Below are 23538 nucleotides of genomic sequence, written 5' to 3'. Positions count from 1 at the left end.
ACTTTGGAGAGTTGACACCTCTCAGCGGCATCAACTCTCCAAAGTTGCGGGGGTTACGGGCGGAGGCGGGCGGGAGTGAGGCCGGCGAGATCGAGGGGCTTGGTCAGCGAGTCGAAGAGCGGGCCCGGTGCGCCGGTGGCGAGGAGGTCGGCGATGAGCTGACCGGCAGCCGGCGAGCTCTGGATGCCGGTGCCGCCCTGCCCGACACACCAGTGGAAGGTGGGGTGGTCGGGGTCGGGGCCCATGACCATCGAGCGGTCGGGTGAGAAGGTGCGCAGCCCCGCCCACGACGAGGCGATCGAGCGGATCTCGAGCGTGGTGTACTGGTTGATCCGGTCGATCGCCATGGCGATGTCGAGCTCGTCGGGCTTGGCGTCGACGGGTTCTGAGGGCACCTCGTCGGACGGTGAGCACATGAACTGCGGGCCGTCGGGCTTCACGTACCACGAGTTGTTGGCATCGCCGAACAGTGGCCAGTGCGCCGAGTCCCGGTAGCCGCTCTTGATCATGAAGGCGGTGCGTCGCTTGGGTTCGAGGCCCACGGGCTCGACCCCGCACGATGCGGCGACGAGGTCGCCCCAGGCGCCGGCGGCGTTGACGACGTGCCCGGCGGCAAACGCGCCGTCGGTGGTCTCCACCCGCCAGTGCCCGCCGTCGGGCGAGGCACAGTCGACCTTGGTGGCGGTGGCGACTGTGGCGCCGGCGGCTCGCATGCCTCGCACGAAGGATTGGTGCAGCCCGGCCACATCGATGTCGGCCGACTGCGGCTCCCAGATGACTCGCTCGATCTCGCTCCGTCGGAGGACGGGCACCAGATTGATGGCGACGTCGGGCGTGACCTCGACGATCGTTGGGTTCATGGCCTGGCCGGCCTCGAGTTCGGATTGGATGCGGTCCGAGGTGCCCGGTGCGCCGACGGTGAGGATGCCCCGCGTGGTCAGCAGCGGTGTATCGACGAGGCCGTCGGGCGTGTCGTGGAAGAACCCGAGGCTGGCGATCGTGAGCTGGCGGATCGGCGCAGCCCCATAGTTCTCGATGAGCTGGGCGGCCGAGCGCCCGGTGGTGTGAAAGGCGAGCGTTGGTTCGGTCTCGACCAGGCGAACCGATCCGATGTTGGCTCGAGCCAGGGCGTAGGCGGCGCTCACGCCGGCGATGCCGCCCCCGATGACCACGATGTCGACGTTCTCCATCACCGAGACCGTAGCCTCCTCGACCATGCAGTTGTCGCTGGTACGTGGCCGGTCACACGGCGCTCACCTCGTTGTTCGCCTCATGTCGATGGTGGTCGGTCTGGCCGTCGTTGCTTCGGCGTGTACCGGTTCGGCCGACGACGAGCTCGGTACTGACGAATTCGACAGCGGGGTGACCGACACCGGATCGAGCGATAGTGCATCGGCCGACCTCGAAAAGGTCGATGCGTTGGGTTGCGACCGCGAAACCATCGGTGAGCAGGACGGTGCGCTCGTTTCGGCACTGGCGGTCGATGACGGCGAGATCGTGGGGCTGTGCTTTGGTTCGGACGATCCCCGACTCGAACGGGCATGGGACGAGCTGGTCGCGATCACACCCGCCGAGGAACTGGCCGATATCGACCTCGTTGCCGGCTTCGATCAGGCTGATGGTGACACCCTTGCGTTCGCCTCGATGATCGGGGCGTCGAACGAAGAGTTCGTGGTAGCCATCAATCTGCCGCTGGCCGAGAACGACCCCGAGGAACTGCGACTCACGCTGGCCCACGAGGTGGCGCATGTGTTCGCCCAGACACCGGACCAACTCGATGTCGATGTCGCCGAGGATGCATGCGACACCTTCTTCAACGGCAACGGCTGCTTGCTGGCCGACTCCTATGTGATGCGCTGGATCGACTCGTTCTGGACCGGCGAGGAGCTGTCATCGATCCCCGATCCGACGATGGCCGACGAAGACGGCGCCGACGATCGGTGCTCGCTGAATCCCACCTATCTCGGGCCGTACGCCGCCAGCCACCCGGAGGAGGACTTCGCCGAGAGCTTCAGTGCTTTCGTATTCGACCTCGACGTCGCGCCGAGCGTGCAACCCAAGCTCGACTTCTTCGAACAGTTCCCGGAATTGGTCCAGTTCCGCACCCAGGTCGAGACCGAAGGCATCCCGTCACCGCCGAACAACTTCGAAGAGTGCGGCTGACGTAGTACGGGCGCTGACGTTCGCGTTCCCGCTTGCTCAGTCGTAGAGCAGAGCGGACGATCGGAGCCGCTCGAAGTCGTCGAGCGCCGGCTGGAGTCGAGTAAGAATGTCGTCGGCCGTGTCGCCGCGCTCGATCCACTGTCGGAGATCGGTCGTGCCGGCCACGAGGTCGAACGATGCCGGGTCGATGATGATCGATGAGCCGGGGCTCGCCAGTGCCTGCATGGCGACGAGGACCTCGATCGCCACCCGGACCGGGTCGACGGCATGCACGTCGGTGACGACGAGTCGTACGCCGTCCAGCTCCACGCCCTGGTGGAGCGGCTTGGGCGACACCCCCGGGATCGCCTCGGGGGTGAAGGTGACCGCCTCGAATCGGATGCCAGGAAGGGAGCGGGCATCGAGCAAGGCGGCGAGCTCGTCGCCCGACTCGATGAACGGAGCGCCGACCAGTTCGAACGGGGTGGGCGTCCCCGACCCGTCCGAGATCGAGGTGCCGGCGAGCAACACGGTCCCGCCGTAGAGGAGGGCGCTGTCGGCGGTGGGCAGCCGCGGACTCGGGGCAACCCAGTCCCGTTCCAGATCGCTCCACATCTGATCGCGAGTCCAGCCTTGCATCGGCACCACTGTCAGGTCGAGACCGTCCAGGCCATCCAGCCACGCCTGCTCGACGATCAGCGTTGCGATCTCGCCGACCGTGAGTCCATGAACGTTGGGCAGCGGGTACATGCCGATGAACGACGAGAGCGACGGGTCGAGAATCGCCCCGCCGATTCGCTCACCGCCTGCCGGGTTCGGTCGGTCGAGGACGACGAACGCGGTTTGCGTTGCCGCCGCCGTCTGCATGGCCAGGCCCATGGTCGAGATGTAGGTGTACGACCGTGAGCCGACATCTTGGAGGTCGAAGACGACCACGTCGAGATCGGCGAACATCTCGATGGTCGGTTGCCTCGTGTCGCCATAGAGGCTGGCGATCGGGACGCCCGTCGTATCGTCGATCGAATCCGCTAGCGACACGCCGGCGGCGAGCGAGCCGTCGATCCCGTGTTCGGGAGCAAAGAGGCGCACGAGTTCGATGTCGTCCTGCTCGGCGACGACATCGATCAGGCGCCGGCCGTCGACGAGCGAGGTCTGATTCACGATGAGCCCGACCCGCTGTCCACGAAGAATGTCGAACCGACGGTCGGCCAGCACCTCGGCGCCGGTGCGGAAGTCGACGCTCGTCGGTGCGGGCTCGTCGGTCGTCGAGGTCGGCGCCATCGACGAGGTCGTCGTTGTGGCCGGCGTCGCGGCGGAGGAGGAGTCGGACTCGTCGGAGGTCGCCGCCGAGAACGACCCCGTCGGCGCGGCCGGCTCCTCGACTGTCGATGATGAGCTGCAGGCAGGAGCCAGCGACATGACGAGCGCCAGGACGAACGCGATGGCGCAGCGAGCGGTCATCGGCCGAGTGAAGCACAGCGATGAGCACGCATGGTCGAGGGTAGGAACGATCCGAGGGCACGGGCGGTCGAGGGTGGGCGGGACGACAGCCAAGGGTCGGCGACCGGCAGAGCGCGACGGTGTTGGTGTCGACCGAGGTTGTTCTCTACCGTGCGGCGTCATGGAGCTCAAGGATCGAGTCGTCGTCATCACTGGTGGAGGATCGGGTATCGGGGAGGCCCTGGCTCGCGCCGCCAAGGCCGAGGGGGCCCGACATGTCGTGGTCGCCGACCTGAGCCAGGAACAGGCCGCGCGAGTGGCCGCCGAGGTAGGCGGCACGGCCTTCGCCATCGATGTGTCCGACGAGGCGGCGATCGTCGCCATGGTCGAGGCCGTCGAGTCGGCCCAGGGCCCGATCGACGTGTTCGTCTCGAACGCCGGGTTCGTGACCTCGGGTGGCGTCGAAGACACCAACGAGCGCATTCAGAAGATGATGGACGTGCACGTCATGGCCCACATCTACGCCGCTCGGGCCGTGCTGCCATCGATGATCGCCCGAGGTGAGGGGTACCTGCTCAACACGGCGTCGGCTGCCGGCCTGCTCACCCAGATCGGATCGCTCTCGTATTCGATCACCAAGCACGCGGCGGTGGCGTTGGCCGAGTGGCTGTCGATCACCCATCACCACCAGGGCATCCGAGTGTCGGTGCTGTGCCCACAGGCGGTGGCCACCAACATCGTGATCAACAGCCCCGATCGTGGCAACGCGGCGATGGGCGACGACGGCCTCGAGACCGGCGTGGCCGCTGCCGATGGTGTGGTCACCTCGGAGGAGGTGGCGCAGAAGTGCATCGAGGCGATGCGCGACGAGACGTTCTGGGTGCTGCCCCATCCCGGCGTCGCCACCTATGTCGAGCGCAAGGCGACCGACATCGACCGTTGGCTCGCCGGCATGCGCCGCTTCCAGGCCTCGCTCTACCCCGACGGCCCCCTCCCCGGCGACGCCATCGCCCCCAAGGTCTGAGTCCCCCGCTCCGCAACCAGGCCACCACCGCAGCCAACCGTCGACGCTGAAGCCCACTTTGCCCAACTGTCGACACTGAAGCCCGGAACCGGGCTCCAGTGTCGACGGTTCACCAGTCTGAGCTCGAACGCCCGACAGTTCGTGATCTCTTTGACGCGTGTCTCACGACGGAGGGTGACGGGTCGATACTGCGAGTGAGGTGAGAAGGATCTCGCTTCAGCAGCAGTACGCCCCGCACGTTGCAGGGTGCAGCAGTACGCCCCGCAGGATGTCGGGGTGCAGATCCGTCACGGAGGACGGCATTCCATGGATGGAAGCACGGCCCTTGCCGTGCTCGGCCTCGAGCCGGGCGCGACCAAGCAGCAGATCAAGACCACTTTTCGAGCCCTGGTGAAAGGGGCTCATCCTGACGCGTTCGGGGTCTCGTCGTCATCGGCGGACTCGGCCGATGCGTTCGTCGAGCTGCGCTCCGCCTACGAGATCGCCCTGGCGGCAGCACCCGAGGCCTTGATCGACGCCCATCCGCCGACCAACTTCTCGGTCGCCGGCGTCCCCGTCGCCAATGTCCCGGCCACGAGCGTCCCGGTTGCCAATGTCCCGGTCACCGATGTGCCGACTTCCGACCGCTCGCTCGCCGATGTCGCTCGGCCTCGCCGCTCGGGTGCCTGGTTCACCTCGACACGGCCGGTGACGGCGATCGACATCACCGACGTGGCGACGACGGCGACCGGAACGCTTCGTGCGAGCATGGTTCGCGGCGCACGGCCCGCCGTCGGCGACGACGAGCAGCTGTTTGCGTCCCTCCTGGCCGACGAACTGGCCAACGCCTGAGTCGACGGTAGTCGGGCCCGAACCACTCGGGGTCGGACCAAAGAGGACGAAACCGACCATGAATGGTCGATTTCGTCCCATTTCACTGTCCCGACGGGTGATGGGGTCGCAGGCGACGGCGGAGTGTGCTCAGCCGTAGGGGCTGATGACCTCGAAGCCGAGCTCGGCGGCGGCCGGGATCTGCTGGCGCTCGAATGTGCAGTAGCGCACCGGGCGTGGGAGGCGGTCGGCGGCGGCCAGGTGGAGGGCATCGACGAGCGAGAGTCCGTAGCGGGCGCCGATCTCGGTGGCCCGGGCCAGGCAGCGACGGTCGAGTGGGATCTCCCACATGGCTTCCCAATCGTTGCGCACCGCAGCCCACAGCTCGTCTCGGGATCGAGGGCTCACCGCGGCCGCGAACAGTCCGAGCTGGAGCTCGGTCCGGGCGACGGCCGAGGCCGCCCACGCTTCGGCCTCGTTCATGGCATCGACGACGAGTGGGCGATGGGCGTCGGCGATGTAGCGACGGAGCAGGGCAGATGTGTCGAGGACGAGCACGCTTGGCGCAGCATCGATCGTTTGGGTGTCGGTCATCGCCCTCGCACCTGGTCGAGCAGGCGATCGGCCCGGACATCGGCGGGCACGGGCATGGGCGGGGGAGCGGCGGGGCGGTCATGGCGCCGGGGCGGCTCGATCAGTCCGGCCCCGGCGAGGTCCCAGAGCGTGGCCTGTCCGGCCGGTGGTTCGATGGGGCCGAGCTGGGCCAGCGGGCGACCGTCGACCGTGACGATCAGCCGCTCACCATCACCGGCTCGACGCACGAGCGCGGCCACCTGATTGCGGAGCTCTCGGACCCCGACTCGTTCGATCATGCCGCTCACCCTACTCCGACTCGCCGACGTGTAGCACGTGTGTACACAATCCCATTTGGAAACGGTACGAACCGTGTGCTTCAGTACCCCGCATGAATTTCGCTTTCACAGAAGAACAAGAACAGCTCCGCCAGTTCGTCCGTCAGTTCATGGAGGAGAAGTCCTCTGAAGCTGCCGTGCGCGAAATGATGGAGACCGACTCGGGCTACGACCCCAAGGTCTGGAGCCAGATGGCCGAGCAGATGGGTCTACCCAGCCTGATCATCCCCGAGGAGTTCGGCGGCCAGGGCTACACCTTCGTCGAACTCGGCGTGGTGCTCGAGGAAATGGGCCGTGCCCTGCTGTGCGCCCCGTTCTTCTCCGGCGTGCTCGCCAGCCTCGCCATCCTCGAGTCGGGTGACGATGCCGCCAAGGCCGAATACCTGCCTGGCATCGCTTCCGGTGAGACCATCGCCACGCTGGCCTACACCGAAGAGAACGGCAAGTGGGACGACTCCGCCGTCACCGCCACGGCCGACGCCTCCGGCAAGATCACCGGTACCAAGAGCTTCGTGATCGACGGCGCCACCGCCTCGCTGCTGGTCGTTGCCGCCAAGTCCGACGCCGGCATCAGCCTCTACGCCGTCGATTCGTCCGATCCCGGCGTGACCGCCACGGCGCTGTCCACCATGGACCAGACCCGCAAGCAGGCCAAGATCGAGCTCAACGGTGCCCAGGGCAAGCTCATCGGCACCGATGGTGGCGGCTGGGACACCCTGGTCAAGACCCTCGACCTCGCGGCCATCGCGCTTGCCGCCGAGCAGGTCGGTGGTGCCCAGTTCGTGCTCGAGATGGCCGTGCAGTACGCCAAGGACCGCGTCCAGTTCGGTCGCCCGATCGGCTCGTTCCAGGCCATCAAGCACAAGTGCGCCGACATGCTCCTCGAGGTCGAGTCGGCGAAGTCGGCTGCCTACTACGGCCTGTGGTGCGCCGCCGAGCGCAACGACGAACTGCCGTCGGTTGCCTCGCTGGCCAAGGCCTACTGCTCGGAGGCGTACTTCCACGCTGCGGCCGAGAACATCCAGATCCACGGTGGCATCGGCTTCACCTGGGAGCACCCGGCGCACCTCTACTTCAAGCGGGCCAAGAGCTCCGAGCTCATGTTCGGTGATCCGGCCTATCACCGGGAGCAGCTGGCCCAGCGCATCGGGCTCTGATCCCGGTTCGGCTTCGCCGATCCGAGTTTCTGCTTCGTTCCCCGCTCACTTCGGTGGGCGGGGAACGCCTTGTTTTGGAGCCGACTCGGTCGATCCACGCGTTGGCATCCCGAGCAATTAGCGTTGGGGCGTGGCCATCGCACTTCTCATCGTCGCCGCCGTGTTGATCGTCGCCCTCGGGTTCGCGTTCACCGGCTGGGCGGTCGGCAAGACCGAGACCATGCCTGACCAGATCGTGGTCGACGCCCATGAGGCCATCGAGTTCTGCGCTCAGGCCCTTCCGGACCACATCACGGCCGAGATCTCCTACGACGACCTGCGCCGAGTGCTCCGCATGCACCTCGAGTGGATCCAGGCGTATGACTTCTCGCCCGAGGGTGTTGCCGAAGGGCCGATCGTGTTCGAGCAGTTCGACGCCATCGGCTACGTGCTGGAGCGAGCCGACGTCAACCACCTCGCCGTCACCCCAGAGCAGGTCGCCGCCATCATCCAGGCCCACAGCGATTATCTGCAGGTCATGGGGGCCATCCACATCGAAGACCCGGTCAAAGTCCAGGCCGACCTCGCCGAACTCCCGATGCTGCCCTCGGCGGCCGACGACGACGAAACGACGAGCCACCCGTAGGACTCGTCGTCATGGCGCGTTAATGCCTTTTCCGAGTGCGGTCCGGTGTGTCACACTGACCGGACCAAGAGGAAGGAGGTGGTCCAACTGTCTGAACAAAGCAAGGGGACCTTGGAGGTGGCCGAGCGCTAGCTCGTCCACTGGGGGTTGGTCAATCCAACTCGGTCACCGGCACATGATCTGGCGAGCCGGTCCCACTCGTCGTGAAGTGGTCATGTGGTTCCAGTGAATTCCAACGACGAAGTCGACCGATTCGGTCGACGTCACCGGGATAGATGAGCGTCGGAGTCAGCGCCCGCTGGCTCCGACGCTCGCAGTTTTTCCGGCGGTGCAGGCTCCACGTCGAGGGCCGCTCGCCGCAACACGACCGGCTAGAGTGCGAGCCGATGGAACGCCCAATCAAGTTCGAGCATCACCAGTGGGTCGGCGACAAGCGCAACCTGGTCGTCTACGACATCGATGCCATGACCGATACCACGCTCATCGACGAGCTGATGGCGGCCGGCACCTACCTGTGCTTCGGCCCGGACACGCTCGCCGAAGCTCGCAACCGCGGTTTCACGCCGTACCGAGGCACCGGCGCTGACTGAGCAGATCTCGATCCCTTCCACCGAAGGGGCGGTACTCGAAGCACATCTGGCCCGTCCCGGTGTCGGCGGCGGTGGCGGACTGGCGTCGGTCCTGCTGCTCCACGGCTTTCCGTCGGGGGCGGTAGCGGCTTCCGATCTCGCCAACGACCTGCCGGAGCTGGCCGACCGCATCGCCACCGAGATGGGGTGGACGGCGTTGTCACTCAGGTTTCGGGGTTGTGGCTCGTCGACCGGTGACTTCAGCCTCGCCGGTTGGGTCGACGACGTCCACGCCGGGCTCGATCATCTGCGCGGACTCGCTCCGACTCGCCCGGTCTTCGTCTGCGGATTCGGGACTGGGGGTGCCGTCGGTCTGGTCGCAGCATCGACCGACGAGCACGTGTCGGGGGTGGCGGTGTGCGGTTCGCCGGCGGACTTCGACGACTGGGCCAGCCGCCCCGAGCGGCTCCTCGCCCATGCCCACGAGATCGGCGTCATCAAGACGGCGGCCTATCCGCCCGACTTCGTGGCGTGGAAGAAACAGCTGGCCCAGATCCGGGCCACCCTCGGAGCGGAGAAGTACTCGCCGCGAGACCTCGCCGTGCTGCACGGCTCCGAGGACGAACTGGTGCCCCAACTCGACGCCCGCATGGTGGCCGAAGCCCACGGTGCGGCCGAGCTCCGGGTCATCCAGGGTGCCGGCCACCAGCTCCGCCACGACCCACGGGCGCTGGCGATCCTGCTCGGCTGGCTCGAGCGGACTCGCAACGCGCTCGAGTAGACCTCAGACGGTGGGGTCGGCCTTGGATCGCCCGGCCGCCCGCTGTGCCTTCTTCCACTCCTTCACCAGCGCAAGGGAGGCCGGCCCGTCGATGTCGGCGACCGACCGAGGCTGATCGTCGGCGAAGGGGCCGGCGCCGGCCGGAAGATCGACCAACGCAAGATCGAATCGTTTGGCCAGCACCGCCACGGTGATCTGCGCCTTCTCGGTGCCGAAGCCCGGCAACGACTCGAGCCGTTCCCGCACCTCGCGTGCGTCGGGGATGTCGTGCCACACCCGACCGGCGTCACCGCCGTAGTCGTCGACGATCGTGCGACACAGTGCCTGGATGCGGATGGCCATCGCTTTGGGGTAGCGATGCATGGCGGGCTTGGCCGCGGCCAGCGCGACGAAGTCGCCGGGATCCATCTCGGCGATGACCTCGGCCGACAGTCCGCCGTCCAGGCGTTCGGCCAGACGGGCAGGCCCGGCGAACGCCCACGTGATCGGGACCTGTTGATCGAGGAGCATCGCGATCAGCAGCGCCAGCGGATCTCGATTGACGAGGTCTTCAGGGCCGGGCGGATCGGTGAAGCGAACGGGCATCTCGACACGGTGCCCGACGCCGCCGGATCTTCCACTTCCAGCGACCCGATCCGTCCCAAATCACTCGGGGGCGGGCACGATGGAGGGGTGGAGGACTCACCACCTGTGCATCGTCGTCGGCACCGTCGCCAGCCGCTCGGCGTCATCATGCTCGCCGGACTCGCTGCCGCCGGCTGTGTCGGCGCCGGCGCCGATGAACTCACGGTGGCACAGGCGACGACCGCAGTCACCGAGACCGTGGTCGCAACCACCGAGGCGGCAACCACGACGACCACCGCGACGACGGTCGAGACCACGACGACCACCGTCGAGACGACCACGACCACCCCACCGGTCCCGAGTGATCAGCGGACGCTCGAGAAGGTCGCCGATCTCACCGGAGACCTCAGTTCGAAATCGGTTGTCGCGTCGCAGACCGGCCTCTACATCGCGCAGAACATGATGTATCGCCACACGATCTCGGTCTTCGACGCGGACAAGTCACTGGTCGCCACGGTGCCCGACTCGGTCGACCTCGCCGCGTTCGGCCATGACGTGCCGTCCGGCAGCTATCAGGGCGCGCCGGTCGAAGCGGCGTTCGGCTCGACCGGCCAGTTCGCGTACGTGTCGAACTACCGGATGTACGGGCAGGGGTTCAACGCCGATCCGGGTGACAGCTGCAACAACGACGAGGGCGATCCGAGCTACGTCTATCGCCTCGACCTGTCGAAGGTCGCCGACCCGAGCGCCGTCATCGATCGGGCCTATCTGGTGGGGTCGGTGCCGAAGTATGTGGCGGTCAGTCCCGACGATCGGTTGCTGCTGGTGACCAACTGGTGCACGTTCGACCTGAGCGTGATCGATCTGACCACCGAGACCACCGTGGCCACCATCGAGCTCGGCCGTCACCCTCGGGGGATCGCCATCACGTCGGACTCGGCCCGTGCCTATGTCACCGTGATGGGCGGCAGCGACATCGCCATCGTCGACCTGGCCACGTTCGAGCTCGACTGGATGAAGGGTGTCGGACAGTCACCGAGGCACCTCGTGTTGAGCCCCGACGACACCACGCTCTACGCCACGCTCAACGGTGAAGGGCGTGTGATCAAGATCGACCTCGCCAGCCGCCAAGTCGTCGACCGGGTGTCCACCGGGATTGCACCGCGCAGCATGGCGATCTCTGCTGATGGCACGGCGTTGTATGTCGTGAACTACGAGTCGAACACGATGTCGAAGGTGCGCACCTCGGACTTCGAGATCCTGCAGAACCTCGACACCGCCCATCACCCGATCGGGATCACCTACGACTCGTTCAACGACGAGGTGTGGGTCGCCTGCTATTCCGGCGTGATCCACGTGTTCGCCGACCGGGCCGAGTAGCGCACCCGGTCAGATGGGGCGTTCGTTGGCGAGGTCGTCGGCGTAGGAGGCCTCGAGACCGGCCCGCACGTCGGCGATGTCGGCGCTCATGCCGGTGGCGGCGAGGAACGATTCGGCGTGGTCGGGGAGCGAGGCATACTTGGCCCAGCTCTCGGGTTGCCACACCTCGCCTCGCCGGAACGCCTTGGCGCAATGCAGGAACATGTCGTCGAGCTCGATCACGACGGCACACTTCGGCCTGCGCACGAGTTCGTCCCACCGGGCCAGCAGCTCCGGGTCGGTCGAGATGTGGGCCCGGCCGTTCAGGCGGAGCGTCTCGTCGGTCCCCGGCGTGAGGATGAGCAGCCCACAGTGCGGGTTGTCGATGATATTGCGCAGCGTGTCGATCAGGTTGTTGCCCGACAGATCGGGAAACGCCACGGTCGAGTCGTCGAGGATGCGGAGCTGGCCCGACGGGCCACCCCGAGGGGACACGTCACAATTGCCGGCCGCATCGGCGGTCGCGACGAGGAAGAACGGGGTGGTCGAGATGATCGCGGCCGCTGCCGGATCGATGACGGAAGTCTTCTTTGCCTTGACCCGCTCGTTGGGTGCTCGGTAGAGCGCCTGGAGCTGATCGATGGTCTCGAGTCGATGTGCGGGATCGTTCATCCCAAGAGTGTGTCAGAGCCCAGTGACACTCAACGGTTCCAGGGCGCGTCATCCTCGGTCGGTACGCCGTAGTGGGCGATGGCGTCGGCGACGAGTTGGCGATCCACCACACCGTCGAGCGCGAGCTGCTCCAGCACGGTGACGACCACGCTCGGCATGTCGGTCTCGAAGAACGAGCGCAGGGCCTCGCGGGTGTCGCTGCGGCCCATGCCGTCGGTGCCGAGCGCCGTGAACCGGCGGGGAACGAAGCGGGAAACCGACTCGGGCACGGCCCGCATGAAGTCGGTGACGGCGACGACCGGACCCTGCCCCTGCCCGAGTAGCTGCGTCACGTAGGGGATCCGGGGCTCGGCGGTGGGATGCAGGCGGTTCCAGCGCTCGGCCTCGAGCGCTTCCTCGCGGAGACGCTTGTAGGACGTGGCGCTCCACAGGTCGACACCGACACCCCACTGCTCGGCCAGCTCGGTCTGGGCGTGGCGCACCGCACCCTGCGCCGTGCCCGAGAAGATGAGGCTGGCTCGGATGCCGAGGTCGGCCGGTGCCGGCGCCCACGGGTACAGACCGGCGAGGATGCCGTCACGCGAACCCTCGGGCATGGCCGGCTGGTCGTAGTTCTCGTTGTAGACGGTGAGGTAGTAGAAGATGTCCTCGTTGTCGACGTACATCCGCTTCAGGCCGTCTTCGATGATGACCGCCAGCTCGTAGGCGAAGGCGGCGTCATAGGCCTGGCACGCCGGCACGGTGGAGGCCAGCACGAGACTGTGGCCGTCCTGGTGCTGGAGGCCCTCACCCATCAAGGTGGTGCGCCCGGCCGTGGCTCCGGCAAGGAAGCCCCGGGCTCGGGAGTCGGCGGCGGACCAGATGAGGTCGCCCACGCGCTGGAAGCCGAACATCGAATAGAACGTGTAGAACGGCACCATCGGTACGCCCTGGTGCGCATAGCTCGTGGCGGCGGCGATCCACGAGGCGGTAGAACCCGCCTCGGTGATGCCCTCTTCGAGGATCTGGCCTTGCGCCGACTCGGAGTAGGACAGCAGCAGCTCGTGGTCGACCGGTTCGTACTGCTGGCCGAACGGGGCGTAGATCTCGAACTCACGGAACATCGAGTCCATGCCGAACGTGCGGGCCTCGTCGGGAACGATCGGGACCACACGACGTCCGAAGTTCTCGTCGCGCATGAGCTCACGCAGCAAGGACGTGAGCACCATCGTGGTGCTGACCTCACGACCACCCGACCCGGCGTGGAACGTCTCGAACGGTGCGGAGTCGGGAAGTGTGAGCGGGCGACGCACGACCGTGGAACGCACCGGGACGGAGCCGTCGAGTGCGGTGCGACGCTGCATCATGTACTGATGCTCGGCGGAACCCTCGGCCGGTCGGAAGTACGGCGGTACGCCGTCGGCCAGTGAGTCCTCGGGGATCTCGTCGTGCAGGTAGAGGCGGTCACGCAGCTCGAGCAGCTGCTTCTTGGTCATCTTCTTGATCTGGTGGGTCGAGTTGCGACCTTCGAAGCCCTGGCCGAGGGTCCAACCCTTGACCGTCTTGGCCAGGATGACCGTGGGCTGGCCCGTGTGCTCGGTGGCGGCCTTGTACGCGGCGTAGACCTTCTGGTAGTCGTGGCCGCCGCGGGGAAGGGCCCGCAGGTCCTCGTCGGACAGATGCTCGACCATACGACGGAGGCGGGGATCGGGGCCGAAGAAGTTCTCGCGGATGTAGGCGCCGGATTCGACGGCGTAGCGCTGGAATTCACCGTCGACCGTGGTGTTCATCTTGTTGACGAGGACACCGTCGACGTCGCGCTGGAGGAGCTCGTCCCACTTGGAGCCCCACACCACCTTGATCACGTTCCAGCCGGCGCCGCGGAAGACGCCTTCGAGTTCCTGGATGACCTTTTCGTTGCCACGCACCGGGCCGTCGAGACGCTGCAGGTTGCAGTTGATGACCCACGTGAGGTTGTCGAGGCCCTGACGCCCGGCGAGTGAAATGGAGCCAAGGGTTTCGGGTTCGTCGGTCTCGCCGTCGCCGATGAAACACCAGACCCGGCTCTTGGTCGTGTCTTCGATCTTGCGGTTGTTGAGGTACTTGAGGAAGCGAGCGTGATACAGCGAGTTGATCGGGCCGAGGCCCATCGACACCGTGGGATACTCCCAGAAGTCGGGCATGAGTCGGGGATGGGGATAGCTGGACAGCCCCTGGCCGCCGACCTCCATGCGGAAGTGGTCGAGCTGGTCGGCGTCGAGGCGCCCTTCGAGGAAGGCACGGGCATAGACCCCAGGAGCGGCGTGACCCTGGAAGTAGACGGCGTCGCCGGCGAGGCCGTCTTCCTTGCCCCGGAAGAAGTGGTTGAAGCCGACCTCGTAGAGCGAAGCCGACGAGGCGAACGTGGACAGGTGACCGCCGATGCCGTCGGCGGTCTTGTTGGCTCGCACCACCATGGCGGCGGCATTCCAGCGGATGAACGCTCGGATGCGCCGCTCGAGGTGTTCGTCGCCGGGGAAGAACGGCTGCTGCTCGGTGGGGATGGTGTTGATGTAGTCGGTCGAGACCGCCTCGGAGTTGCCGAGCTGGAGGCCGCGAGCCCGCTCGTTCATGCGGCCGAGCAGGTACCGGGCGCGGGTCTTGCCCCGTTCGGCGTTGACGGCGTCGAGCGACTCGAGCCACTCCGCCGTCTCCTGGGGATCGATGTCGGGGAGCTGGTTCAAGAAACCGTCGATGGTCATGTCGACCATTGTGCCTCGCCGGGCAGTCGATTGGTGTCATCGGACGATTCCGGCTATGAACGCTGCGTCTCGTCCTTCGACCTGGTTGTCGATTCACCGGGTGATGGTGGATCGACTCGGCCGGCGTAGCACCTCGTGCCGCCACCGTGGCACCCTGTCGCGATGCGTGTCTACACCGACGGTGCTTGTTCGGGGAACCCGGGTCCGGGAGGCTGGGCCTGGGCCGTCGATGGTGCCGCGCTCGGCGATCGGGCAGCACCGGAGCGGACGCACGCCAGCGGCGCGGAAGCGCAGACGACGAACCAGCGCATGGAACTCCAGGCGGTGCTCGAGGCCATCACGGCCAACGAGGGTCCGCTCGAGATCGTGTCCGACTCGACCTATGTCGTGAACTGCTTCCGTGATCGCTGGTACGAGGGGTGGATCAAGCGAGGGTGGCGGAACACCGCCAAGAAGCCGGTCGCCAACCGAGACCTCTGGGAGCCGCTCATCGCCGCCTACCTCGATCGGAAGGACGAGATCTCGTTCACCTGGGTGAAGGGCCACTCGGGCGACCGGATGAACGATCTCGTCGATCAGCTCGCCGTCGAGGCGTGTGCCGCCGTACGCGACGGCAACGGCGCCGCTACGGAGAGTTCGGGCGACGCCAGTCGAGCGGTCGACCAACCCGAGGCGCCGTGGAACCCGAACGAAGCGGTCTGGATCGTCGGATCGACCGACCTCGACCGCGACCAGACCGACGCGCTGCTCCATGCGATCGGTGGACTCGATCCGCGACGCGACGTTGCGGTGTCAGGACTCCGTCGGGGCGTCGAACTGGTGGGTGCCGAGCGAGCACGGGCTCAAGGTGTGCGGCTCGGGGTCGTGCTCCCGTTCGAGGATCCGGCGCACAAGTGGCCACCCGCCGATCGCAACCGGTTCAACGCCCTCGTCGACCACGCCGAGTGGGTGGTCACGCTCGACGGCGATCCAACGCAGCCGGGCAAGGCGGTCGAGCAACGCAACGCGTGGCTGCGATCGGTGGTCGCGGGAGCGATCGTGGTCGGTGACCCGACCTTGGCAGCGTCCCTCGACGACGCCGGCTCGAGTGTGATCGTGATCGAGTGACCTACGCCGCGGCCAACAGGCGAAGCGTGGCGTAGGTCGAGTTCATCTCCCGCCGAATCGCCCAGGCAAGGGCGATGCGATCCTCGTCGGATTCGAGCCGTGGGTCGTACTCCGACATCGCGGCTGCGTGCGCGGCACGCAACTCGGCCCACGTGGCGCCGGGCTCGACCCCGAGAATTTCGCAGAGCAGATCGGCTTCGCGGCCACGCGGGGCGGTGGACTCGATGGTCTCGGCGGTGTGACCGTGTGGTTCGTCGTCGATGATCGCGTCTTCGATGTCGTCATGGACGAGGTGGTGGAGATCGTGACTGGCGTGAGATACCGGCTCGGTCGCCGCGTCGGCGCCGTCGAGGAGATCGGCGCCGAAGCCCTTGGCAGTACCGCCGGACTTCACCAGGAAGCCGTCATCGGGTTGATCATGGTCGCCATCTGCGCTCTCGAGGATCGCGTCGGCCACTTCCTCGTCATCGCCGTAGGGTGAGAAGCTCGCCCTGTTGGTATGGCGCTCATCGAACAGGGTGGTCCCGCCGGCCGGACCCGAGGCGAGCGGATCCTGACCCAGGTCGGGCGGCAGCATCGTCTCGTCGCTCGATGGGGGTTCTTCGGCGAGATCGGGGAAATGCCAGCTCGACAGGTCGACGTCGTCGGCGTCGAGCAGATCCTGCGCCGTCGTCGGGCGGCTCTGCGGTTGCGGCGCGAGGCCGTGTGCTTGCGGCGCGAGGCCGTGCGCTTGCGGCGCGAGGCCGTGCGCTTGTGGCGCGTGCCCCTCGACGGCGCCGGCCTGGAGCCGCTCCTCGGCGTCGAGGTCGTCATCGAGCGGCGCCAGTGAGGCCAGCCCGGCATGGATGCTCGAATCGCCGTCGTTGTCGTACTCATCGTCGCCGGCCAGGCCCATCAGCCATGCATCCGACGCCTCGAAATCGTCCTCTTTGTTCTTTGACTTCTTGAGGTTGAAGAGTCCCATCGGGTACTCCTATCGGCACCTCACCGGCCGAATCTGAGCGCTCGTTGCGCGAAATCAGCGGCTCGCGGTCACCACGGCCTCGAGGCGCTCGAGCGTGGCGGCCATGTTCTTCTCGTGCTTGGCCGGATAACCCATCCATTCGTAGAACGGCGGGAAACGAGCGACGCCCCAGTTGAACGACTCGGTCACGATGGTGGCATCGCCATCCGGTTCGAGGTCATAGCGCCAAACGTGGTGGCCGAAGTGGCGCCACGCGATCACCCGGTTCTCCTCGAACGCGACCACCTCGTTGGAGATGCGATACGGGACGCCCATCTTCATGTCCATGCCGAACCGGTCGCCGAGTGCCAGTCGCTTGGGATTGTCGGCGTGGCCCTCGCGGACCGTGCCCGAACCGTCGATCTCGCTGTGGCGAGCCGGATTGGCGAGGAGGTCGAAGATGACGTTCGCAGGGGCATCGATGCGGCGGGTGGCCGACACGATCTTGTCACCCGTGGGTGTCGAGCTGGCAGTCATCGGGGGTCCTTTCGTTGGGACGGTCGGCTGGGCTGGCTCAGGCGAGGAGGTCGCGCAGCGCGGCCTCGACGTCGGTGAAACGGAACTCGAAGCCGGCGTCGGCAAGGGCCGTCGGCATGACTCGCATGCTGTCGAACAGCAGGGCGTCGGCCATCTCGCCGCCGAGCAGCAGCTTCGGGCCGAACGCCGGAACGGTGAGCAGCGTGGGCCGACCGAGCACCTTGCCGAGTGCTTCGGTGTAGGCCGTATTGGTGACCGGGTTCGGCGCCGTGAGATTGACCGGGCCCGCCACCTCGGCGTCGAGGAGGAAGATCAGCGCCGCCACGATGTCATCGATGTGGATCCACGAGGAGTACTGCCGCCCACTGCCGAACTTGCCGCCGAGGAAGAACTTGAACAGCGGCAGGGTCTTCGCCAGCGCGCCGCCCTTCGGTGACTGCACGATGCCGGTTCGCAGGAACGTGGTGGTAATCCCGGCATCGATGGCGGATTGCGCAGCCGCCTCCCACTGAACGCACAGGTCGGCGAGGAAGTCGTCGGCCGGTGGACTGGCCTCGGTGAGCACCGTGTCGCCCTGGTCGCCGTAGTAGCCGATGGCCGATCCCGACAGAAAGACCTTGGGTGGCGTGGTCAGCCCTGCCAACGCCGATGCGAGGAGCGAGGTGCCTCCGGTTCGGCTCTCGACCAGTGTTTGCTTGTAGCTCTCGGTCCAGCGCTTGTCGCCGATGCCGGCGCCGGCCAGGTGGATCACGGCGTCGATGCCTTCGAGCGACTCGGCGTCGAGTTCGCCGTTGGCCGGATCCCACTGGATCTCGTCGGCACCGCGGGCGGGAATCCGCCGAACCAGACGAATCGGCCGATGGCCGGCGGCTTCGAGTGCGGGGAGGAGAGCGGAGCCGATGAGACCGCTCGATCCGGTGATGACGACGTCCATGTGAGCTTCTCCGTCCGAAGATCCGTGGTGGATGCGCGGCGACTCGCACGTCCATCGGCAGCTCAGCGTAGAACGAGGGTCGGCGGGCTTGTGGTACCGGGGCGATCAATCGCACGGCACCCGATTAGCCTGACCGCCATGAGTACACGGTTACTCCTCGGGCTCTCGCTCATCACCGGCATCATGATCCTCGTGGCCTTCGCCGCTCAGGTCGTGCTCTGGCAATGACGCCCGTTCCGGGCGGTGGCAATGACGCCCGTTCCGGGCGGTGGCAATGACGCCCGTTCCGGGCGGTGGCAATGACGCCCGTTCCGGGCGGTGGCAACGGGCCCGTCCCGGGCGGTGGCAGTGAGCCCGTTTCGGCCCTACTACGCCCGGGCCAGATGATCAAACGAAGTCGGGGTCGTGCGGGCTAGGCTCGGCATGCTCGCATCCTTCCGGAGGTGGTTCCCCTGACCAGCCAACATTTCGACGTCGTTGTCATCGGAGGTGGCCCCGGTGGGTACGCCTCGGCCCTCTACGGGGCCTCGGCCGGGCTGAACATCGCCCTCGTCGAGATGAACAAGATGGGCGGCACCTGTCTCAACGTCGGCTGTATCCCGGCCAAGGAGCTGCTCGAAACGGCAGCGGTGCAGCGCACGGTCAACCACGCCGCCGAGTTCGGCGTGCTGGCCAAGGCGAAGGGCCTCGACTGGGACACCACGATGCAGCGCAAGCAGGCCATCATCGACAAGCTCGTCGGCGGTGTCACCGGGCTGCTCAAGAACCGCAAGGTCACCTTGTTCGACGGTAAGGGCACCCTCGGCGCCGACCACTCCACCGTCACCATCAGCGGGGGCGCATCGGGCGACGTCTCGATCTCCGGATCGGCCATCATCTTGGCCTCCGGCTCGGTTCCCCGCACCATTCCTGGCTTCCCGATCGACGCCCAGCACATCGTCACCTCCGACGAGATGCTCTCGATCAAGGAGCTGCCCAAGCGGGCGGTCGTCATCGGCGGCGGTGCCATCGGCTGTGAATTCGCGTCGATGATGGCCGATCTCGGTTCGAAGGTCACGATCATCGAAGCCGCACCCAAGATCCTGCTGAACTGCGACGACGACATCGTCCGAGTCGTCGAGCGCAACTTCGCCAAACGTGGCATCGACGTCTTCGCCGGTGTCGGCGTCACCGGCCAGACCACCACCGACACCGGGGTCACCGTCACCTTCGGCGAGGGCCAGACGATCGAGGCCGACACCGTCGTGGTGTCGATCGGCCGCCGGCCGCTGTCGGAGTCGCTCGGCCTCGACGTCACCCAGGTCGGCGTCGACCAGCGTGGCTTCATCATCGCCGACGAGTACTGCCGCACCACCGTCGACGGCGTGTGGGCGGTCGGCGACGTCATCAACACGGCGCAACTGGCCCACGTCGGGTTCATGGAGGGCATCGTCGCCATCACCGACATCCTCGGCGAGCAGGCCATCCCGGTCGACTACTCCAAGTTGCCGTGGTGCATCTACTGCCAGCCCGAGGTCGCCTTCGCAGGTATGAGCGAGTCACAGGCCCGCGAGGCCGGCTACGACATCGTCGTCTCCAAGCATCGCTATGCCGGCAACGGTCGGGCCATGATCGTCGGTGAGACCGACGGCTTGGTGAAGATCATCGCCGAGAAGCAGCCCGACGGCACGGGCGGCAAGATCCTCGGTGTGCACATGGTCGGTCCATGGGTCACCGAACAACTCGGCCAGGGCTACATGGCCGTCAACTGGGAAGCCACCGTCGACGAGGTCGCTCAGTTCATCCAGCCACACCCGACCATGAGCGAGCTCTACGGTGAGTCCGTACTCGCACTCACCGGGCGATCACTCCACGGCTGATCGCCGCCGATCACCCGCCGACACTCACACCCGCACGCACTCATCAACAACAGGAGCCAACCCGACGTGGCCGATATCGAAATGCCCCAGCTGGGCGAGACCGTGACCGAGGGCACCATCACCCGCTGGTTCAAGCAGGTCGGCGAAACCATCGCCGTCGACGAAGTGCTGTTCGAGGTGTCGACCGACAAGGTCGACACCGAGGTCCCGTCGCCAATCGCCGGCACGATCACCGAGATCCGCGTGCCCGAAGGTGACACCGTCGACGTCGGCACCGTCCTCGCCGTCGTCGGCGACGGTGCCGCAGCACCGGCTCCGGCTGCCGAGGCGCCCGCACCGGCTGCAGCGGCCGAGGCTCCCGCTCCTGCGCCGGCTCCCGAGCCGGCGCCGGCCCCCGCACCTGTTGCCGAGGCGCCCGCGCCGCCACCAGCTCCGGCGCCAGCACCCGCTCCGGCCCCCGCTCCTGCGCCTGCCGCCGCTGCGCCCGCTCCGGCGGGCGACGACGCCACCCGTCGGGTCCTCTCGCCGGTCGTGCGTCACCTCATCAACGAGTACAACCTCGACGTCAATCAGATCACCGGCACCGGCCTCGGCGGTCGGATCAGCCGCGACGACGTGCAGCGCCACATCGAGGCGACCAAGGCCCAAGCCGCTCCGGCGGCAGCGCCCGCGCCGGCTCCGGCCCCCGCTCCGGCTCCGGCCCCCGCTCCGGCACCGCAGGCCCCGGCAGCCGCCCCCGCCCCGACACCGGCTCCCGCTCCTGCACCTGCACCGGCTCCCGCCCCTGCCCCGCAGGCACCGGCCGTCCAGGCGTCCGCTCGCGACACCGTGGTGCCGCTCACCAACATCCGCCTGCGCACCGGCGAACACATGGTGATGTCCAAGGCGGTTGCGCCCCACACCCTCACCGCGATCGAAGTCGACTACGAGAACGTCGACCAGGTCCGCAAGGCGCAGGGTAAGGCGTTCAAGGAACAAGAGGGCTTCAGCCTCACCTACCTGCCGTTCATCTCGCGGGCCATCATCGACGCGCTTCGTGAATACCCCCACCTCAACGCATCGGTCGGCGATGGCGAGTTGATCGTCCACCAAGACATCAACATGGGGATTGCGGTTGACCTCGACTTCCAGGGGCTCCTGGCTCCGGTCGTGCGGCAGGCCGACGGCAAGCGGCTCCGCGCCATCGCCCGTGACATCTCCGATGTCGCCCGTCGTGCCCGGTCGAAGCAGCTGTCGCCCGACGATCTCCAGGGTGGCACCTTCACCATCACCAACGCCGGAAGCTACGGGACGATGATGCAGTTCCCGATCATCAACCAGCCCCAGGTCGCCATCATGTCGACCGACGCGGTGAAGCGGAAGCCGGTCGTGATCGAAGACGCCTTCGGCAACGAGAGCATCGGGATCCACTCGGTTGGCGTCCTGGCCATGGCCTGGGATCACCGAGCGATCGACGGCGCCTACGCTGCGGCCTTCCTCGCACGGGTGTCCGAGATCATCGAAACCCGAGACTGGGCCGCCGAACTGGCCTAGCCGACGGCCGATCACGGCCGTTGCCGCCCGGTGCGCCATCATGGTCATCTCCGAATCGGAAAGCAGTTCGATGTCGCACCCCTCCGCCTCTGAGCACGACCGGTCGGCGAACGCCGAGCCACTGCACCTGCGGTGGCTCGGCAAGATCGGCTACGCCGAGGCGCTCGATCTCCAGCAGCAGATGGTCGGCGGCACCGCCGATCATCTCCTGCTACTCGAACATCCGCCGGTCTACACGCTGGGAGTCCGCACCAAGCCCGAGCATCTCCTTGTCGACCCGACCCACTACGGGGCCGAGGTGGTCGAGGCGAACCGTGGTGGTGATGTCACGTTCCACGGGCCCGGTCAGCTCGTCGGCTACCCGATCCTGACCGTGGCCGGGCGACGAGGCGGTGGCATGGCCGACACGGTTGCGTACGTGACCAGTGTCGAGCAGACCATCATCGACGCGTTGGCTGAGCTCGGGCTCGAGACCGGACGGATTCGGGGCTGCGCCGGCGTGTGGGTCGATCCCGACGGGCCCGACGCTCGCAAGATCGCTGCGATCGGTGTGCGACTGGTTCGGGGACGTTCGATGCACGGGTTCGCGCTCAACGTCGATGTCGACATGACCTGGTTCGACCACATCGTTCCCTGTGGCATCGCCGATCGTGGGGTCACCTCGCTTGCGGCGGAGGGGATCGATGTCGCCATGAGCGAGGTGGTCGAGGTCGTCGGCCGACACGCCGCTCACCACTTCGCTCCCGGCCGTCCAGTAGAGCGCCACGAAGTCGCTCATCGGGTCTCGACCAGCGACCTCGCACCGTTCACCCGAGGCGAAGGTCCGGGTGAGGCGATCCGGCCGGAACGTGCCGGGGTGCCGGTGCAGTTGGGCCGTCGTCTGGATGCCGCCGGGGTCGCCGATGGACTCGACGTCAGCACCCGCAAGCCCGAGTGGATGCGGGTCAAGCTCTCGACCGGCGACGACTTCCGTCGGCTGTCGAAGGTGTCGCGCGAGCGGGGTCTGGTCACCGTGTGCGAGGAGGCGGGATGCCCCAACATCTTCGAATGCTGGAACGAGGGCACGGCAACGTTCATGCTCCTGGGCGAGCGCTGCACCCGGGCATGTGGCTTCTGCCTGGTCGATACCCAGAAGCCTGCGGCGGTCGATCACGACGAGCCGGAGCGAATCGCCGCCACCATCGAAGACCTCGGTCTCGACTTTGCCGTCCTGACCATGGTGGCCCGAGACGACCTCGATGACGGCGGCGCGCAGATCGTGGCCGAGACCGTCCGGGCGATCCATGGGCGAACGCCGGGCGTCGGGGTCGAGGTGTTGATCTCGGATCTGAAGGGTTCGGCCGACGATCTGGCGACCATCTGTGACGCTCATCCCGAGGTGTTGAACCACAACATCGAAACGGTGCCACGCCTGCAGCGCGCCGTGCGGCCATCGGCCGGGTACGCCCGGAGTCTGGCGCTTCTGGCTCGGGCCAAGCAGCACGGCATGACCACCAAATCGGGGATGATCGTCGGGATGGGCGAGACTCCCGACGAGGTGCGGGCGACCCTGGTCGATCTTCGAGCCGCCGGCGTCGACATCGTCACGATCGGTCAGTACCTGCGCCCCACCACGCACCACCTGCCGGTGCACCGGTGGTGGACGCCCGACGAGTTCGACGAGCTGAAGGCCTACGGCGAAACGGTGCTTGGTTTCGCCCACGTGGAGTCGAGCCCGCTCACACGGTCGTCGCATCATGCCGCCGAGGCCGCAGCGTCAGCTGGTGTGTCAGCGTCAGCTGGTGTGTCAGCGTCAGCTGGTGTGAGGGCATCAGCTGGTGTGTCAGCGTCCGCCTGACAGGATCATCCCGA

The 23538-nt window shown here is 66.9% G+C and carries 22 protein-coding genes; 12 read left to right on the top strand and 10 right to left on the bottom strand.

The features are described from left to right. Positions 1 to 53 precede the first annotated feature (53 nt). Positions 54 to 1190: an FAD-binding oxidoreductase gene (locus R2733_25710; GenBank protein MEZ5379918.1), complete on the bottom strand. Its 1137-nt coding sequence runs from the start codon at positions 1188 to 1190 to the stop codon at positions 54 to 56. Positions 1191 to 1215: 25 nt separating this feature from the next. Here R2733_25710 and R2733_25705 point away from each other — a divergent pair, with 25 nt between their 5' ends. Further along, entirely contained in the window at positions 1216 to 2163 is a 948-nt protein-coding gene (locus tag R2733_25705) for a hypothetical protein (protein MEZ5379917.1), read from the top strand. Between the two features lie 36 nt (positions 2164 to 2199). On the opposite strand, the gene R2733_25700 is transcribed toward R2733_25705, so the two are convergent. Next, the gene (locus R2733_25700) at positions 2200 to 3603 is read right to left on the bottom strand and encodes a DUF1343 domain-containing protein (GenBank protein ID MEZ5379916.1); all 1404 of its coding nucleotides are present in this window, start codon (positions 3601 to 3603) and stop codon (positions 2200 to 2202) included. A gap of 160 nt (positions 3604 to 3763) precedes the next feature. On the opposite strand from R2733_25700, the gene R2733_25695 reads away from it, so the two are divergent. Then, positions 3764 to 4606, top strand: a complete 843-nt coding sequence (locus tag R2733_25695) for an SDR family oxidoreductase (protein MEZ5379915.1) — start codon at positions 3764 to 3766, stop codon at positions 4604 to 4606. A gap of 306 nt (positions 4607 to 4912) precedes the next feature. Next, positions 4913 to 5437, top strand: a complete 525-nt coding sequence (locus R2733_25690) for a J domain-containing protein (protein MEZ5379914.1) — start codon at positions 4913 to 4915, stop codon at positions 5435 to 5437. 129 nt (positions 5438 to 5566) lie between these two features. Here R2733_25690 and R2733_25685 read toward each other — a convergent pair whose 3' ends face one another. Together R2733_25685 and R2733_25680 are read right to left on the bottom strand one after the other, a co-directional pair. Next, the gene (locus R2733_25685; GenBank protein ID MEZ5379913.1) at positions 5567 to 6010 is read right to left on the bottom strand and encodes a PIN domain-containing protein; all 444 of its coding nucleotides are present in this window, start codon (positions 6008 to 6010) and stop codon (positions 5567 to 5569) included. Then, positions 6007 to 6288 carry a type II toxin-antitoxin system prevent-host-death family antitoxin gene (locus R2733_25680; protein ID MEZ5379912.1) on the bottom strand — a complete coding sequence of 94 codons (282 nt, stop codon included), beginning with the start codon at positions 6286 to 6288 and terminating at the stop codon, positions 6007 to 6009. Before R2733_25680 ends, R2733_25685 begins: the two co-directional genes overlap by 4 nt. A gap of 92 nt (positions 6289 to 6380) precedes the next feature. On the opposite strand from R2733_25680, the gene R2733_25675 reads away from it, so the two are divergent. From R2733_25675 to R2733_25660, 4 genes are all read left to right on the top strand, one after another. Further along, positions 6381 to 7484: an acyl-CoA dehydrogenase family protein gene (locus R2733_25675; GenBank protein ID MEZ5379911.1), complete on the top strand. Its 1104-nt coding sequence runs from the start codon at positions 6381 to 6383 to the stop codon at positions 7482 to 7484. A 130-nt stretch (positions 7485 to 7614) separates the two neighbouring features. Further along, on the top strand, positions 7615 to 8109 hold the full coding sequence (locus tag R2733_25670) for a hypothetical protein (GenBank protein ID MEZ5379910.1): 495 nt from the start codon (positions 7615 to 7617) through the stop codon (positions 8107 to 8109). Positions 8110 to 8495: 386 nt separating this feature from the next. Next, positions 8496 to 8699, top strand: coding sequence for a hypothetical protein (locus R2733_25665; protein ID MEZ5379909.1), 204 nt, complete (start codon positions 8496 to 8498; stop codon positions 8697 to 8699). Continuing rightward, positions 8692 to 9459 carry an alpha/beta fold hydrolase gene (locus tag R2733_25660; GenBank protein ID MEZ5379908.1) on the top strand — a complete coding sequence of 256 codons (768 nt, stop codon included), beginning with the start codon at positions 8692 to 8694 and terminating at the stop codon, positions 9457 to 9459. The genes R2733_25665 and R2733_25660 overlap by 8 nt, the downstream gene beginning before the upstream one ends. 3 nt (positions 9460 to 9462) lie before the next feature. Here the strand turns inward: R2733_25660 and R2733_25655 are convergent, their stop codons facing one another. After that, the gene (locus tag R2733_25655) at positions 9463 to 10044 is read right to left on the bottom strand and encodes an HhH-GPD-type base excision DNA repair protein (protein ID MEZ5379907.1); all 582 of its coding nucleotides are present in this window, start codon (positions 10042 to 10044) and stop codon (positions 9463 to 9465) included. A gap of 87 nt (positions 10045 to 10131) precedes the next feature. Between R2733_25655 and R2733_25650 the strand changes: the two genes are divergently transcribed. Next, on the top strand, positions 10132 to 11403 hold the full coding sequence (locus tag R2733_25650) for a hypothetical protein (GenBank protein ID MEZ5379906.1): 1272 nt from the start codon (positions 10132 to 10134) through the stop codon (positions 11401 to 11403). 9 nt (positions 11404 to 11412) lie between these two features. Here R2733_25650 and R2733_25645 read toward each other — a convergent pair whose 3' ends face one another. After that, positions 11413 to 12054, bottom strand: coding sequence for a pyridoxamine 5'-phosphate oxidase family protein (locus R2733_25645; GenBank protein MEZ5379905.1), 642 nt, complete (start codon positions 12052 to 12054; stop codon positions 11413 to 11415). A gap of 29 nt (positions 12055 to 12083) precedes the next feature. Next, positions 12084 to 14774 carry a pyruvate dehydrogenase (acetyl-transferring), homodimeric type gene (gene aceE / locus R2733_25640; GenBank protein MEZ5379904.1) on the bottom strand — a complete coding sequence of 897 codons (2691 nt, stop codon included), beginning with the start codon at positions 14772 to 14774 and terminating at the stop codon, positions 12084 to 12086. A 162-nt stretch (positions 14775 to 14936) separates the two neighbouring features. Between aceE and R2733_25635 the strand changes: the two genes are divergently transcribed. Next, positions 14937 to 15881: an RNase H family protein gene (locus tag R2733_25635; GenBank protein ID MEZ5379903.1), complete on the top strand. Its 945-nt coding sequence runs from the start codon at positions 14937 to 14939 to the stop codon at positions 15879 to 15881. Position 15882: 1 nt separating this feature from the next. Here the strand turns inward: R2733_25635 and R2733_25630 are convergent, their stop codons facing one another. Genes R2733_25630 through R2733_25620 form a run of 3 tightly spaced genes read right to left on the bottom strand, consistent with a single transcriptional unit; the run spans position 15883 to position 18295 of the window. Further along, complete coding sequence (locus R2733_25630) at positions 15883 to 16845, bottom strand: hypothetical protein (protein ID MEZ5379902.1); 963 nt, start codon at positions 16843 to 16845, stop codon at positions 15883 to 15885. Positions 16846 to 16899: 54 nt separating this feature from the next. Next, positions 16900 to 17361, bottom strand: a complete 462-nt coding sequence (locus tag R2733_25625) for an SRPBCC family protein (protein ID MEZ5379901.1) — start codon at positions 17359 to 17361, stop codon at positions 16900 to 16902. 37 nt (positions 17362 to 17398) lie between these two features. Then, positions 17399 to 18295, bottom strand: coding sequence for a TIGR01777 family oxidoreductase (locus tag R2733_25620; protein MEZ5379900.1), 897 nt, complete (start codon positions 18293 to 18295; stop codon positions 17399 to 17401). Positions 18296 to 18738: 443 nt separating this feature from the next. Between R2733_25620 and lpdA the strand changes: the two genes are divergently transcribed. From lpdA to lipA, 3 genes are all read left to right on the top strand, one after another. Continuing rightward, positions 18739 to 20154 (top strand): dihydrolipoyl dehydrogenase, encoded by a 1416-nt coding sequence (gene lpdA / locus R2733_25615; GenBank protein MEZ5379899.1) that lies wholly within the window; start codon positions 18739 to 18741, stop codon positions 20152 to 20154. A 66-nt stretch (positions 20155 to 20220) separates the two neighbouring features. After that, on the top strand, positions 20221 to 21687 hold the full coding sequence (locus R2733_25610; GenBank protein MEZ5379898.1) for a dihydrolipoamide acetyltransferase family protein: 1467 nt from the start codon (positions 20221 to 20223) through the stop codon (positions 21685 to 21687). Positions 21688 to 21757: 70 nt separating this feature from the next. After that, on the top strand, positions 21758 to 23524 hold the full coding sequence (gene lipA / locus R2733_25605) for a lipoyl synthase (GenBank protein ID MEZ5379897.1): 1767 nt from the start codon (positions 21758 to 21760) through the stop codon (positions 23522 to 23524). The last annotated feature ends 14 nt before the right edge of the window (positions 23525 to 23538 follow it).

The sequence above is a fragment of the Acidimicrobiales bacterium genome (assembly GCA_041394265.1).
GTDB lineage: Bacteria > Actinomycetota > Acidimicrobiia > Acidimicrobiales > SZUA-35 > JBBQUN01.
This window is presented reverse-complemented; position numbering and strand designations above follow the sequence as displayed.

Bases quoted from the DNA above. Each gene is read 5' to 3' on its own strand.
- R2733_25675 (MEZ5379911.1), top strand. From the start codon at position 6,381: ATGAATTTCGCTTTCACAGAAGAACAAGAACAGCTCCGCCAGTTCGTC.
- R2733_25690 (MEZ5379914.1), top strand. From the start codon at position 4,913: ATGGATGGAAGCACGGCCCTTGCCGTGCTCGGCCTCGAGCCGGGCGCG.
- R2733_25700 (MEZ5379916.1), bottom strand. From the start codon at position 3,603: ATGACCGCTCGCTGCGCCATCGCGTTCGTCCTGGCGCTCGTCATGTCG.
- R2733_25635 (MEZ5379903.1), top strand. From the start codon at position 14,937: ATGCGTGTCTACACCGACGGTGCTTGTTCGGGGAACCCGGGTCCGGGA.
- R2733_25710 (MEZ5379918.1), bottom strand. From the start codon at position 1,190: ATGGAGAACGTCGACATCGTGGTCATCGGGGGCGGCATCGCCGGCGTG.
- aceE (MEZ5379904.1), bottom strand. From the start codon at position 14,774: ATGACCATCGACGGTTTCTTGAACCAGCTCCCCGACATCGATCCCCAG.
- R2733_25655 (MEZ5379907.1), bottom strand. From the start codon at position 10,044: ATGCCCGTTCGCTTCACCGATCCGCCCGGCCCTGAAGACCTCGTCAAT.
- R2733_25680 (MEZ5379912.1), bottom strand. From the start codon at position 6,288: ATGATCGAACGAGTCGGGGTCCGAGAGCTCCGCAATCAGGTGGCCGCG.
- R2733_25665 (MEZ5379909.1), top strand. From the start codon at position 8,496: ATGGAACGCCCAATCAAGTTCGAGCATCACCAGTGGGTCGGCGACAAG.
- R2733_25630 (MEZ5379902.1), bottom strand. From the start codon at position 16,845: ATGGGACTCTTCAACCTCAAGAAGTCAAAGAACAAAGAGGACGATTTC.
- R2733_25645 (MEZ5379905.1), bottom strand. From the start codon at position 12,054: ATGAACGATCCCGCACATCGACTCGAGACCATCGATCAGCTCCAGGCG.
- R2733_25705 (MEZ5379917.1), top strand. From the start codon at position 1,216: ATGCAGTTGTCGCTGGTACGTGGCCGGTCACACGGCGCTCACCTCGTT.
- R2733_25685 (MEZ5379913.1), bottom strand. From the start codon at position 6,010: ATGACCGACACCCAAACGATCGATGCTGCGCCAAGCGTGCTCGTCCTC.
- R2733_25620 (MEZ5379900.1), bottom strand. From the start codon at position 18,295: ATGGACGTCGTCATCACCGGATCGAGCGGTCTCATCGGCTCCGCTCTC.
- R2733_25695 (MEZ5379915.1), top strand. From the start codon at position 3,764: ATGGAGCTCAAGGATCGAGTCGTCGTCATCACTGGTGGAGGATCGGGT.
- R2733_25625 (MEZ5379901.1), bottom strand. From the start codon at position 17,361: ATGACTGCCAGCTCGACACCCACGGGTGACAAGATCGTGTCGGCCACC.
- lipA (MEZ5379897.1), top strand. From the start codon at position 21,758: ATGTCGCACCCCTCCGCCTCTGAGCACGACCGGTCGGCGAACGCCGAG.